Here is a 12,909-nt window from a genome sequence, read left to right on the forward strand (position 1 = left end):
CGTATCGCTCATGGCCTGAGCCTTCCTGTTGGGCCTTCCGGTGGGGATGAGCAATACGATGACGTTCATAATCTAAAAAGTCAAGCCCTTAGATGCCGATCGACATCTACGTATGCTTGACCGTCGAGCGCAGAGGGGCGGCCGGCCGCGCGGGCGACCAGGGCGCAGGCAGCGCGGAACCGTGCGCACATCGTCGCGACAGCCGCCAGGCTGTTCCGCGAGCGCGGCTATGACGGTGTCGGCATGGCGGAACCGATGGCAGCCGCCGGGTTCACCGCAGTTCCGCGCGGGCAGCCGGCTTCTGGCGCAGGGAACTGGCGCGGGGGGCAAGCGGTGCGCCGCCCAGGTGCAACGGGCGGGCTGCGGTGTCGGGTGCGTTCTGGGGAGGTCAGTTCGGGGCCGTGACGCAGTTGTGCTCGATGCCCAGGAGCACGAGGGTGTTGCGGATGCCCTGTTCGAGGACTTGATCGGCGAGTTGCGGGTCGGCGAGGGCCCGGGAGAGCTGGAGTGTGCCGGCCATCATGGCGTAGGAGCTGAGTGCCATGGGGCGGACCGAGAGCGGGTCATGGGGCGCCAGGCGGGTGGCGAGGCCGTCGGCGACCACCAGGACACCCTCGGTGTAAGCCTGCTTGGTCGGGTGTGCGCAGCGCCCTATCTCGTCGAGCAGGGCGGCGGAGGGGCAGCCGACGTCACGGCTGTCACGGTGCCAGGGGGACAGGTACCAGCGCACGATCTGTTCGAGGCCCGCGTGGCCCGGTTCCGCGTGCGCGACGATAGTCGCGTTCTGGGCCTCGAGCTGGTCGGTGATCATGGTGGCCACCAGGTCGTCCTTGGACGTGAAATGGGTGTAGAAGGCGCCGTTGGTCAGCCCGGCGTCCCTCATGAGCGCCGTGATGCCCGAGCCGTCGATGCCGTCCTCCTTGAAGCGGCGGCCCGCCACCTCGATGATCCTCCGCCTGGTGGCCTGCTTGTGCTCTCTCCTGTATCGCACCGCACACTCCTCAACGCGCCGGGTGGGCCGCTCGCCCTACAGTGGCTCCTCCAATGTATTGTATTGCGAACGTAATTCAATGGCTTCGGATTCCGACGCCCTCACGGCCGGGGCGGGAGTACCGCGCCTCCGCTCCTCCGCCCCGCCGGGCTGGACCGCCTGCGCCGCCGGCCCGCATCCGGTTCCGCCGCCGATCGCGGGCTCCGCTTCCCGCAGGAACCCTCTTGTGCGCCCGGGCCGCCCCGCAGGTCATGTGGGTCGTCGGCGAGCGGGTCGAGGACGGCGATCATGCGCGCCCTCACCAAAGAAGCCGGCACGTTGCCGCCGTGGGCTGCCCCTTCGTCCGGTGGCAGCATTCCGGTGTCGCGCAGGAGCGGGAGTAGGCGCGACGGGGGCGGGTCGGACGTTGATGACGACGGCGCTCACCACGTCAGCGGCCGACCCGCGAGCTCGGCGAGCTCCCCCGCGGCCGCCGCAGCCCCGGCCACTCCGCGCGCGCGGAGCTTGCGCCGGCCCACGACGTCCTGTCCGCAGTCGACGAGGAGGGCGCCGCCAGGGCTGCACCGGGTTCGCTGCGGGTGCGGGTGGGAGTTGCGCCGTACCGATGGCGCTGGGGCGAGGTCGAGGCGGGCGCTGTCGTATCGACGGTGTGGTGGCCTCCGGCCCAGTTCCCGCCCGTGGAATCCGGGCCACACCCGGCCTCGTGCTCACGCCGGGCATCGGTGTCCCTGACCAGCCTCTTGCGACCGTCGACGTAGGTGAACTGCCCCTGTCCTGGCGGTGCGCTGTGCTGCGCGCCCCGACTCTCGCCGGAACTCGTGATTCCGCCGCCGCGCATCTCGTGTCGCTCACCACTTGCGCGCCCAATGAAAGTATGGTCATACTTCAATAGTCGACGGGTCACTCAGGGGCCCGACCAGGGAGTTCTCCCACGCCCTCCTCTGGCCGTCGACTCCTGACTGCAGTCGCGGCCGGGAGACACATGGGAACCGCTCGACGCCCACCTGCGAGGAGGCAGGGGTCGGAGTGTACTGGCGGTAACCCTCACATTGAAGGGCACGACCGTGAACGCACGCGAAACACGAGGTGACGTGGTGACGTCGTACAAGAACGCGCAGACCCGCACCGTCACCGCCGACGGAGTGACCTACGCCTACCGCGACCTCGGCCCCCGGACCGGCATGCCGATCATCTTCATCACCCACCTCGCCGCGGTCCTGGACAACTGGGACCCCCGGGTCGTCGACGGCATCGCCGCCAAGCACCGGGTGATCACGTTCGACAACAGGGGCGTGGGCGCCTCCACCGGCGTGATCCCGAAGACCATCGAGGAGATGGCCAAGGACGCCGTCACCTTCATCCGGGCGCTGGGGTTCGAGCAGGTGGACGTCCTCAGCTTCTCGATGGGCGGCATGATCGCCCAGGTGATCGCCCAGACCGATCCGCAGCTCATCCGCAGGCTGATCCTCGCGGGCACCGGTCCGGCCGGAGGCGAGGGCATCAAGAACGTGACCCGGCTGTCCGACTACGACACCCTCCGGGCACTGCTCACCTTCCAGGACCCGAAGCAGTTCCTCTTCTTCACCCGCACCCCGAACGGGATCCGCGCCGGCAAGGAGTTCCTGGCCCGCCTGAAGGAGCGCACCAAGGACCGGGACAAGGCCATCTCCCTCATCGGGTACAGGTCCCAACTCAAGGCCATCCACCGCTGGGGGCTGACACGGCCGCAGGATCTGTCCGTCATCAAGATCCCCGTGCTCGTCGCCAACGGCGACAACGACAGAATGGTTCCGACGCCCAACTCGTACGACATGGACCGGCGACTGCCGAACTCAGAGCTGGTGATCTACCCCGACGGCGGCCACGGCGGCATCTTCCAGTACCACGAGCAGTTCGTGCCGACGGCGCTCGAGTTCTTCGGCCGGCCGTAAGGCCGCGGTGTGATCGGCGCTCGGGCCGAGGATGTTGACTTAGAGCCGTGACGCCCGCCGGGTGTCACGGCTCTCGTCACTTGTCCCACGTCACTGACCTGCTCGCTTCTCGGTCATGCGGCACCGAGGCGGTTGCCGTGCGGGATGGCGATACGGAGACCGGTGTGGTCGACATGCCGTGCGGGCGGCAGGCCCGGGACCTGCGCTGCCGCCAGGTCCTGTCCCGCTTCGTGGTGTAAGCGACCATGCTCGGCGCGTTCCGGTAAGCCGAGCGTCGGCCACCGCGGGACACGCCTCCCGGGTCACGCAGCGGCTGACCTGCCGGCAGCGCCGTGCGCGGCCCCGAGCCGCGCCGATGCGGCGATGACCTGCGCATTCCGGCGCCTTGATCCGCTACACCACCTGGCGGGACGCCACCTGCCGCCACGGCGTACCGAATGCGCGCAGCGCCATCGGCGGTACGAGCGGAGGGCCGCCGCGTCGGTGTCGCTTCCGAGATGGCAATTGCCCCCCGGAGCCACCCGCTCTCGCCGGCGGCGGAAGCGCGGGTGTACGGCACCGGCGTCGTGGCCTTTGCCAGGTGGTCACCCAGCCGGTATTGACGGGCACCGCGCCAAGGCGAGGGCGTTCTCGATTCCCCGCTCGAGGACCTCGTCGGAGAACTTCCGGTCGGAGAGCGCCCGGGACAACTGCAGCGTTCCCACCATCATCATGAAGAGCCCGATCGCCCGACCGCGGGCGGACTGCGGATCCTCGGGAGCCAGGCGGGCGGCGAACTCGTCCAGGATGGCTTTGGCGCCGTCGGTGTAGGCACCTTTGATGGCGTCACCGCAGCGGCCGATCTCGTCGAGCAGGGCTGCGTTCGGGCAGCCGTCGCCGGGGTTGTCCCGGTGCCCGGGCGACAGATACTCGCGGATGAGATCCTCGAGTCCCTCGCGGCCGGGCCGCAGCCCGCCGAACTGCTTCACCAGCGTGCGCAGCTGCTCTGCGATGACGTTGGCGACGAGGTCGTCCTTGGACTCGAAGTGGGCGTAGAAGGCTCCGTTGGTGAGTCCGGCGTCGGACATCAGCGTGGAGATGCCGGACCCGTCGATGCCGTCCTTCTTGAACCGGTGGCCGGCCCGCTCGATGATCCGCTGCCGCGTCACCTGCTTGTGCTCCTTGGTGTAGCGCGCCACAAGGCCCCTCCCCCACTTTGCCCGGCCATTGCCCTGTGTTCCATCGTAATCCAGGTCTGACGTATGTAATATTATGATCGGCAGGTATTGTGCCGACCGCTCCGCTGCCCCTCGGACGGCAGGTCACGGGTCGTTGTGCCGACGCGACGGACACCGCGTCTCGATATCCCGAGCGCACCGCGATCGTCTTCGGCGCCGACCACATCACGTACGCCGGCCTCGACGCCGCCGGCCGGGTCTCGAACCTGCTCGTCCTTGCCCGTGGTGCGGTCGCACCCCGAGGGCGTGGTGCCATGGCGGCCGCGACGAGAAGGCATACCGCTTCGACAGGGGTACGCATGGCGCCGACTTCGACCGGACCGACGACGGCCCTCCTACCGGCGTGGTCGGCCTCGCCCAGGACGCCTTCGCCGGGAAGCGGCGCCGCACTCGCCGCCGCTCGGGCACAAGGCGTTCCGGTCAGGCGGTGTGGGTGGGGTGGCCGGTGCAGCCGGCCGCGCCGCCCCCGTAGAAGGTGGCGGGGTCACGGGTGCTCAGGGGTGCGCCGACGCGGACGCGCTCGACCAGGTCGGGGTTGGCGAGTGCCAGCGAACCCGCGGTGCCGACCTCGGTGCTGACGTCGGTGATGCCGTTGTCGATGTCCTTGGCGCGGGGCGGCGATGTCGGTGCCGGCCCGGTTGAGGATCAGCGTGTCAGGCCACAGCTCGACTCACGGGTGCGTCAGGTGTCATACCCGCTACCGATACCGGTCCCCGGCACAGCCGATGGTATGACGTACATAATTTTACGATCCAGGGCGACATTCCTGACCGTCCCGCCGAGCATCCGCCGGGGTGGCACGGCTCGTTGCCAGTGGGCCTCGAAAGGTGCGCCGGTAGGCCAGTGGTGTGACGCCGATAGCGGCGTGCAGGTGTTCGCGCAGCGAAGTGCCGCCGGCGAAGCCGACCTGGCCGGCGATGTCGTCGACCGGCAGGTCGGTGGATTCCAGCAACTGCCGGGCCCGGTCGACGCGTTGCTGGATGAGCCAGCGTCCGGGGCTCAGACCGACCTCTTCTTTGAAGCGGCGGGCGAAGGTGCGCTGGCTCATGTTCGACTGCTCGGCAAGGTCGCTCAGGGTCAGCGGCTTGTGCAGGTTCTGCAGCGCCCACTGCCGGGCGGCGGACGTGTCGTTCGCCGTTGCGTCGGGGACCGGGCGTTCGATGTACTGCGCCTGACCTCCGTCGCGCCACGGCGGGACGACGCAGGTGCGGGCCACCCGGTTGGCGATCTCGCTGCCGTAATCCTTGCGGACAAGGTGCAGGCAGACATCGATGCCGGCAGCGGCACCGGCCGAGGTCAGCACGTCGCCTTCGTCGATGAACAGGACGTTCGGGTCGAGTTCCACCTGCGGGTACCACTCCCGGAAGAGGCCTGTGGCGTGCCAGTGCGTGGTGGCCCGGTGCCCGTCGAGCAGTCCCGCCGCGGCCAGCACGAAGGCGCCGGTGCAGGTCGACACGATCCGGGTGCCGGGGGCCACGTACGCGAGGACTCGCGCCAGGTCGACCGATGTCTGACGGCGGGGGTTGCCGGTGTGGAACGGCGTGATGATGACGGTGTCGGCGGTGCGCAACACCTCCGGGCCATGATCGACGGTGATGGAGAAGTCCGCGTTGGTGCGCACCGGGTGACCGTCGATGGTGCAGGTCAGGACCTCGTAGCGGCCGTCAGCGGCGCCGAAGACGCGGTGGGGAATGCCCAGGTCGAACGGGTACACCCCGGGCGAGGCGAGGACAACGACGCGGTGGACCTTGATCACGGCAGGATCCCGTCGAAAATTGGCGATCACGCGATTGTAGCGGCCTGTGACGGCGGCCAGGCTGGGCCCATGACGGACACCGAGACCATGCGAGCCATCAGCCAGGACACCTACGGCGCCCCCGACGTGCTGCGGGAGACCGTGCTGCCCAAACCGGCGCCAGGGGTGAGCGAGATCCTGGTCGCCGTCCACGCGGCCGGGGTCAACCCGACCGACTGGGGGAACCGTGCCCGGTCCGCGACCATCGCCCGGCTGCCGCTGGTGCTCGGCTGGGACGTCTCCGGCGTCGTCGAGGCCGTCGGCGTGGGCGTCACGCTGTTCAAGCCCGGCGACGAGGTCTTCGGCATGCTGCCCTACCCGGGCGGAGTCGGCTCGCACGCCGAGTACGTGACCGGGCCGGCCCGCGTCTTCACGCACAAGCCCGCCGGCATCGACCACGTCCAGGCGGGTGCGCTGCCGCTGGCCGCGCTGACCGCCTACCAGGCACTGGTCGACACCGCCGGCGTCCGGGCCGGGCAGCGAGTCCTGATCCACGCGGCGGCCGGCGGCGTCGGTCACCTCGCCGTGCAGATCGCCAAGGCCCGCGGCGCGTACGTGATCGGCACCGCCAGCGCCGCCAAACACGACTTCCTGCGATCCCTCGGTGCCGACGAGGTCATCGACTACCACAGTGTCGACTTCACCGAGGTGCTCGGCGACATCGACGTGGTCCTCGACCCGATCTCCCGTGACTCCGCCGCCCGCGCCAAATCCGTGGCCGTGCTGCGCCCGGGCGGCACCCTCGTCTCGATCCTTCCGGTACCCGTCGACGCCGGCGAACTGGCGGCGATCGCCGAGCGGGGGATCCGCTACGAGTCGCTGCTGGTCGAGGCCGACCAGGCCGGCATGCAGGCCATCGCCGCCCTCGTCGAGACCGGCGCACTGCGCGCGCACATCGACGCCACTTTCCCGCTCGCCGAGGCCGCGAAGGCGCACGCGCTCGGCGAGACCGGCCGCACGACCGGCAAGATCGTGCTGACCGTCCGAGACAGCAAGGCACACATTGCCAGCCAACTGCTGCACGATGTGTTCGTCCTCGGCGACACGGCCATCGTCGATCGGGTCGTGTCGCCCGATTCCTACATCCAGCACAACCCCCTGGCGCCCGACGGAGCCGACGCCCTCAAGGGCTTCAGCGGCGCCATGCGACAGCAGTTCCCGCAGGCCGCCTTCGAGCCCCGCCGGATCATCACCGACGGCGATCTGGTGCTGCTGCACTCCCGCTACGTCATGGTGCCGGGCACCGAGGGCATGGCCGTGTTCGACCTGTTCCGCTTCCAGGACGGCAAGATCGCCGAGCACTGGGACATCATTCAGGAAGTGCCCGCCACTACGGCCAGCGGCAACGACATGTTCACCACGCTCAGCGAGCCGCGGACCGACGCGGTCGGGCAGCGCTGGTTCACGGCCTACCACAAGGAACTGGTCACCGAATTCTTCGACCAGTTGCTGGTCCGCAAGGATCTGACCGCCATCGACACCTACCTGGGCGCCGAGTATCACCAGCACAACCCGCTCCTCTCCGACGGCGCGGACGGCGCGAAAGCCGGCTTGGGCGCGTACTTCGAGCGGTTGCCGCAGCTGAGCGTGACACGGAAACGGGTCATCGCCGAGGGGGATCTGGTCGCCGTACACAGTCACCAGGTCGAAGCACCGGGCGAGCGTGGCCGGTCGGTCCTCGACCTCTTCCGGGTCAGGGGCGGAAAGATCGTCGAGCACTGGGACTCCGCGCAGGACGTGCCGGAGGTCGCCGCCAACGACAACACGATGTTCTGACAGCCGCCGGGGGGCGGGGCGAATCATGTCCAGCCCCCACAAAGAGCGACCGGCATCAGGCCATCAGCGCGGCGATTCCGAACCGTCGATCCCGTCGATCCCGTCGATCCCGTCGATCCCGTCGCTCTTGAACCGACGCCCAGCCGTCTCGATGATCCGCCGCCGCGTCTCCTGCTTGCGCTCTCGCCCGTATCGGGCCCCGCACCCTCCTTCACTCGTCCAGCCGGCCGTCGGCCGTCACGTCCGGCCCCCATTGAGCGTGCGACCGTAATTTAATTTTCGCCAACCCCTTGCCCGCGGGCTCGCCCATGATTATCGTATGATCGTAATGTAAAGGCCCGCACGGTACGCCATCACCTTGTCGCATCACCGAACCGGCTGGGCACCACGAGCGTGACCAGCACAGACAGGAGTGTCATCATGGGAATCAGTCCCCAGGCGCAGGAGTTCGCGCAGTTCCTGGACAGCGTGCGCACCAAGTGGATGACGCCGGGCCTGGACCTGGGCGTCGTGCGCGACATCGCCGAGACACACCACCTGGCGGCCACCGAACCGGAAGGCGTCACCTACGCCGAGGTCGACGCCAACGGCGTCCCCGCCCTCTGGGCCATCCCCGCCGGGGCCGCCCCCGACAAGGCGCTGCTGCACTTCCACTTCGGCGGCTCGGTCACCGCCTCCATGCATTCGGACCGCAAGGCCGCCGGCCACATCGCGAAAGCCGCCGGGATCCGCTCGCTCGTCGTGGACTTCCGCCATGCCCCCGAACACCCCTACCCGGCACAGATCGACGACGTCGAGACCGCCTACCGATGGCTGCTCGAGCAGGGCTACGAGCCGCAGAACATCGGCAGCACCGGCCACTCCATCGGCGGCACCCTCGCCGTCATGCTGCCCCTGCGGCTGCTCGCCAAGGGCGAGCCCACCCCCGGCGTGATCGTCAGCATCTCGCCATTGGCCGACTTCACCCTCACCAACCCCAAGGTGGATGAGAACGAGGAACACGACAAGATGCTCAGCCGCAACATCCTCGAGCAGATGCGGGGTGCGTATGTGCAGGACCCGGACCTGGACTTCGCCGACCCGAAGCTCAGCATCATCAACGCCGACCTGACCGGCCTCCCGCCCACCGTCGTGTACTACGGCGCCTACGAGACCCTCGCCGGCGACGGCGCCGCACTCGCCGAACGGCTCACCGAATTCAAGGTCACCTCCGAGGTCCACCCGCTGCCCGAGGGACAGCACTCCTTCATCCTCGGCGCCGGACGCGTACCCGAGGTCGACCAGGCGATCGAGCAGATGGGCCAGTGGCTGCGCCGGCATCTCGGCGTCTGAGTACCACTTGGCTCGTCACCGTCCGGCGATCTTCCGGATTCCACGCCCAACCGGCCGTATCCGGCGTCACGCTTCCCACCGACCTTAGGTGGATCGTGGCGCCGCTGTACGGCCCCACCACCCGTACAGCGGCGTGACCGTCACATCAGCGCCCGACCGGCGCCCTCACTCACGGACAAGGTCTCGTGACTCGGCTCGGCGGCCAGATCGCCCTGGTCACCGGCGTGCACCGGGGTCTCGGCCGCGAATTCGTCCGGCAACGGTTCGACCGCGGTGCCGCGAAGGTCTACGCCGCCGCCCGCGACCCTCGCACGATCGTCGCCGACGACCCCCGGCTGATCCCGCTGCACCTCGACGTGACGGACTCCGCCCAGGTGGCCCGCGCCGCCGGGATCGCGCAGGACGTGAGCGTCGTGATGAACAACGCCGGGATCGTCCGCGTCGGTTCCGTGCTCGACACCGACACCTCCGGTCTGCGTCTCGAACTGGAGACCAACCTGTTCGGCTCGCTCGCCGTGACCTCAGGCCGCTGACCGGTGGACCTGGCTCACCCCTGTCACGTATTCCCCATACCCAACTCCGGCTCGCCCGTGCCCTGACCACGGACCTGCGACGGCCCTGGGAACGGCCCGCCCCGCCCGGGCGGCCGGCTCCCGCCCGCGTCCGCCGCGCGGTCGACCGGGGACTGGCCGGCCCGGTCACCGCCGCACGGAGCCTTGGTGATCGCGCCGTCGGCGCCGGCCTCGGCCAGATCCAGGCCGATCATCCGGTGAGACGGCTGGGCGTCGGTTCAAGAGCGACGGGATCGACGGGATCGACGGTTCGGGATCGACGTTGCTGATGGCCGGTGCGGGGTTGACCGACGGCGCGTTCTCCGCCCATTTCGACGCCGAGGACGATCTGGTCGCGGCGGCGGTCGCCGACCAACTGCGCGCGGTGCGAGGCTGTGGGTGCGGCGGTGCCCAGCCAGGCCGAGGTGGAGCTGATCCTGCGGGCCTGTCTCTCGGTGCGGCACCGTGACAGTCCTGAGCACGGCTGCCCGTCGGCCGCCCTGCTCGACGAGATCGCCCGCCGCGCGGACGCGACCCGACGCGCGTACACCGACGGGGTGCTCACCGTGATCGACGACGTCACCGCCCGGGTCGCACCCCCGGACCCGCGCTCGGCACGCGTGCGGACGTTCAGCGTCTGTGCCCTGGCGTGCGTACGCCGAAGCGCCCGAGGAAGGTGACTGCCTCGGGCGCCGGGCGTTTCGGTCAGGCGGTGTGGGTGGGGTAGTCGGTGTAGCCGGCCGCGCCACCCCCGTAGAAGGTGGCGGGGTCGGGGGTGTTCAGGGGTGCCCCCGCGCGTATGCGCTCGACCAGGTCGGGGTTGGCGAGTGCCAGCGAGCCCACGGTGACGACGTCGGCGATGCCGTTGTCGATGTCCTTGGCGCGGGTGGCGATGTCGGTGCCGGCGCGGTTGAGGATCAACGTGGTGGGCCAGATCTTGCGGAGCGTGTGCAGGAGTTCCTCGTCGCCGCCGTGGGCGAGGTGCAGGTAGGCGAGGTCGAGGGGGGCGAGGGCGCGTACGAGGTGCGCGTACAGCTCGTGGGTGTCGTCCTCCGTGAGGTCGCCGAGCTGGAAGGGGTTGCCGGGGGAGAACCGGATGCCGGTGCGGTCGGCGCCGATCTCGTCGGCCACGGCGGTGGCGACCTCCACCGCGAAGCGGATGCGGTTGTCGAGGGAGCCGCCGTACTGGTCGGTGCGCTGGTTGGTGGTGGGGAAGAGGAACTGATGGATGAGGTAGCCGTTGGCGCCGTGGATCTCGACGCCGTCGGCGCCGGCCTCGATGGCGGCCGCGGCGGCCCGCCGGAAGTCGTCGACCGTCGCGGTGACCTCGTCGGTGGTCAGTGCGCGCGGTTCCGGCATCTCCTGCATTCCGGAGGCAGTGAACATCTGGCCTGCCGGCCTGATCGCGGAGGGGGCCACGGGCCGGCGGTGGTGGGGGGTGTTGTCGGGGTGGGAGATGCGTCCGACGTGCATGAGCTGGATGACGATGCGTCCGTCGGCCTTGTGCACGGCGTCGGTGACCTTGCGCCAGCCGGCGATGTGCTCGTCGGTGTAGACGCCCGGGGTCGCCATATAGCCCTGGCCGTCGTCGGAGGGCTGCGTGCCCTCGGTGATGATGAGGGCGTGCGAGGCGCGCTGGGCGTAGTACTCGGCGTTCAGCTCGGTCGGCACGCCTTCCGGAGTCGCCCTGTTGCGGGTCAGGGGGGACATCGCCAGACGGTGCGGCAGGGAGATCTTTCCGGCGACGGTCGGGGTCCACAGACTGTCGAGCATGCGTGCTTCCTCGGGTTGGTGGCACCTGCCATAAGCAGGGCAATTTATATTACGAACATCAGACTTTACGTTGCGCCGCAGTGCCCGACGCGGGGCCCGGACCGCGGACTCGACCTCGGCTCCGGCACCCCCGTGGGTCAGTCGCCCAGTTGCCCGGCGAGCTGCGCCTCGAGGGCCGGGTACAGCAGGGCCTGGTCGTCGTGCAGCGTGGACTTCACGTTGCGGCTCATCTCGTCGACGATGGCCTCGGGTCGGCCTGCCTCCAGCGCGTCCAGGGCACTGCGGGCCACGTCGGCCGGAGGGGTCTTGGGGACGTCGAAGCCGGCCTGCATGTCCGTGTCGACCGGCCCGACGTGGACGGCGACGACTTCGGTCCCCTGGGTCTTGAGCTGCTGCCTGGCCGCGTTGGTGTAGCTCCACGCGGCCGCCTTCGACGCGCCGTACGTCGCGGCCACGGGGTAGGCCGCCCAGGAGGCGACCGACAGCATGTTGACGAAGGCGCCGCCGCCGTTGGCCGCGATGACCGGGGCGAACGCCTGCGTCATGGAGATGAGCCCGAAGTAGTTCACCTCCAGCTCGCCGCGCGCCACGTCGAGCGAGGCGGAGAGCGGGAGGTTGGCGCTGGCGACACCGGCGTTGTTCACGACGATCGAGACGTCGGCGAACTCGGCAGCGGCCGCGGCGACAGCTGCCGGGTCCGTGACGTCCAGTGCGACGGGCGTGAGCCGCGGGTCCGTGATGGTGGCGACATCGCGGACAGCCGCGTACACCTTGGTCGCGCCGCGGTCGAGGAGCTCGTCCGCGAATGCCTTGCCGATGCCGCGGTTGGCACCGGTCACCAGAGCTACCGAACCTTCGATCTTCATGTCTGTCTCTTCTCGTCAGGTGGTTCTTCGGGCGTGGGGGGGGTACGCCCAGGACGTGCCGTTCGCCTTTCGGGCGCGGGCTGCCTACTCGTCGAGGAACTGAAGGGCGTGCTTCAGGAACCGCTCGGGGTACTGGAAGTGCGCTGCGTGCCCGGCGTCGGAGTAGATCAGCAGCTGCGCGTTCGGGATGTTCTGCACGAGGTGCCAGGAGTTGATCGAGGCGATCATCACGTCGTTCGTGCCGTTGAGGACCAGGGTCGGCTGGGTGATCGCGTTCAGGAAGGCGTAGGGGTTCTCGCCGGGCAGCGGTTGCCCGTAGGCGGTGGCCGCTTCGAGCTGCGCCTGTGCGACCGCGGGCGAGCTCGGCGGGTCCTGGTCGGCCCGCTGATGGCGCCGCTCCCAGAAGGCCCTGCCCGCTTCGACCGCGGCCTTTGAGCGGCCGAAGAACAGGAAGAGGAAGTCCTCCACGGTGGGGACCGGATGCGTCGCCACCTCGGGCACCTTCGGGTCCATCGTCTGATCCCCGCCACGCAGGCCGGTGCCGATCAGGAGGAGCTTGCGCACCAGCTGCGGGTGGCGCAACGCGACTTCCTGCACCTGCCAGCCGCCGATCGAGAACCCGAGCAGATCCACCTGCTCCAGCCCCAGCGCCCGGATGACCGCGGCGATGTCGTCGG

At 69.4% G+C, this 12,909-nt stretch carries 10 protein-coding genes and 5 pseudogenes; 7 read left to right on the top strand and 8 right to left on the bottom strand.

Annotated features, from left to right (window positions below; translation table 11 throughout):
• Positions 1-388: 388 nt before the first annotated feature.
• On the bottom strand, positions 389-991 hold the full coding sequence (locus tag ABZ855_RS47430; RefSeq protein WP_360820034.1) for a TetR/AcrR family transcriptional regulator: 603 nt from the start codon (positions 989-991) through the stop codon (positions 389-391).
• Positions 992-2,055: 1,064 nt separating this feature from the next.
• Between ABZ855_RS47430 and ABZ855_RS47435 the strand changes: the two genes are divergently transcribed.
• Positions 2,056-2,922, top strand: coding sequence for an alpha/beta hydrolase (locus tag ABZ855_RS47435; RefSeq protein ID WP_360820037.1), 867 nt, complete (start codon positions 2,056-2,058; stop codon positions 2,920-2,922).
• 584 nt (positions 2,923-3,506) lie between these two features.
• Here the strand turns inward: ABZ855_RS47435 and ABZ855_RS47440 are convergent.
• Together ABZ855_RS47440 and ABZ855_RS47445 are read right to left on the bottom strand one after the other, a co-directional pair.
• Positions 3,507-4,100: a TetR family transcriptional regulator gene (locus ABZ855_RS47440; RefSeq protein WP_360820040.1), complete on the bottom strand. Its 594-nt coding sequence runs from the start codon at positions 4,098-4,100 to the stop codon at positions 3,507-3,509.
• 784 nt (positions 4,101-4,884) lie between these two features.
• Positions 4,885-5,895, bottom strand: coding sequence for a helix-turn-helix domain-containing protein (locus ABZ855_RS47445; protein WP_360820043.1), 1,011 nt, complete (start codon positions 5,893-5,895; stop codon positions 4,885-4,887).
• 87 nt (positions 5,896-5,982) lie between these two features.
• Between ABZ855_RS47445 and ABZ855_RS47450 the strand changes: the two are divergent.
• Both ABZ855_RS47450 and ABZ855_RS47455 read left to right on the top strand, forming a co-directional pair.
• A pseudogene (locus ABZ855_RS47450) lies at positions 5,983-6,918 on the top strand (NADP-dependent oxidoreductase); the annotation flags it as partial.
• Between the two features lie 33 nt (positions 6,919-6,951).
• Positions 6,952-7,710, top strand: a pseudogene (locus tag ABZ855_RS47455) (nuclear transport factor 2 family protein); the annotation flags it as partial.
• A gap of 108 nt (positions 7,711-7,818) precedes the next feature.
• Here ABZ855_RS47455 and ABZ855_RS47460 read toward each other — a convergent pair.
• A pseudogene (locus tag ABZ855_RS47460) lies at positions 7,819-7,905 on the bottom strand (TetR/AcrR family transcriptional regulator); the annotation flags it as partial.
• Positions 7,906-8,130: 225 nt separating this feature from the next.
• On the opposite strand from ABZ855_RS47460, the gene ABZ855_RS47465 reads away from it, so the two are divergent.
• From ABZ855_RS47465 to ABZ855_RS47475, 3 genes and pseudogenes are all read left to right on the top strand, one after another.
• Positions 8,131-9,042 carry an alpha/beta hydrolase gene (locus tag ABZ855_RS47465; RefSeq protein ID WP_360820046.1) on the top strand — a complete coding sequence of 304 codons (912 nt, stop codon included), beginning with the start codon at positions 8,131-8,133 and terminating at the stop codon, positions 9,040-9,042.
• Between the two features lie 224 nt (positions 9,043-9,266).
• A complete protein-coding gene (locus tag ABZ855_RS47470) occupies positions 9,267-9,575 on the top strand; it encodes an SDR family NAD(P)-dependent oxidoreductase (RefSeq protein WP_360820060.1) in 309 nt (102 codons plus the stop codon).
• Positions 9,562-9,712 (top strand): annotated as a pseudogene (locus ABZ855_RS47475) (transposase); the annotation flags it as partial. The gene ABZ855_RS47470 and the pseudogene ABZ855_RS47475, both read left to right, overlap by 14 nt.
• Here the strand turns inward: ABZ855_RS47475 and ABZ855_RS47480 are convergent.
• Positions 9,713-9,811: pseudogene (locus tag ABZ855_RS47480) on the bottom strand (IS5/IS1182 family transposase); the annotation flags it as partial. It abuts the pseudogene before it with no gap.
• Between the two features lie 189 nt (positions 9,812-10,000).
• Here ABZ855_RS47480 and ABZ855_RS47485 point away from each other — a divergent pair.
• Complete coding sequence (locus ABZ855_RS47485; protein WP_360820049.1) at positions 10,001-10,273, top strand: hypothetical protein; 273 nt, start codon at positions 10,001-10,003, stop codon at positions 10,271-10,273.
• A 25-nt stretch (positions 10,274-10,298) separates the two neighbouring features.
• Here ABZ855_RS47485 and ABZ855_RS47490 read toward each other — a convergent pair whose 3' ends face one another.
• From ABZ855_RS47490 to ABZ855_RS47500, 3 genes are all read right to left on the bottom strand, one after another.
• On the bottom strand, positions 10,299-11,366 hold the full coding sequence (locus tag ABZ855_RS47490; RefSeq protein ID WP_360820052.1) for an alkene reductase: 1,068 nt from the start codon (positions 11,364-11,366) through the stop codon (positions 10,299-10,301).
• Between the two features lie 137 nt (positions 11,367-11,503).
• Positions 11,504-12,232, bottom strand: coding sequence for an SDR family oxidoreductase (locus tag ABZ855_RS47495; protein ID WP_360820055.1), 729 nt, complete (start codon positions 12,230-12,232; stop codon positions 11,504-11,506).
• An 84-nt stretch (positions 12,233-12,316) separates the two neighbouring features.
• Positions 12,317-12,909 (bottom strand): alpha/beta hydrolase (locus ABZ855_RS47500; RefSeq protein WP_360820057.1); only part of this gene is annotated, 593 nt, incomplete at its 5' end.

The sequence above is a fragment of the Streptomyces sp. NPDC047042 genome (assembly GCF_040644035.1).
GTDB lineage: Bacteria > Actinomycetota > Actinomycetes > Streptomycetales > Streptomycetaceae > Streptomyces.

Bases quoted from the DNA above. Each gene is read 5' to 3' on its own strand.
- ABZ855_RS47490 (WP_360820052.1), bottom strand. From the start codon at position 11,366: ATGCTCGACAGTCTGTGGACCCCGACCGTCGCCGGAAAGATCTCCCTG.
- ABZ855_RS47495 (WP_360820055.1), bottom strand. From the start codon at position 12,232: ATGAAGATCGAAGGTTCGGTAGCTCTGGTGACCGGTGCCAACCGCGGC.
- ABZ855_RS47465 (WP_360820046.1), top strand. From the start codon at position 8,131: ATGGGAATCAGTCCCCAGGCGCAGGAGTTCGCGCAGTTCCTGGACAGC.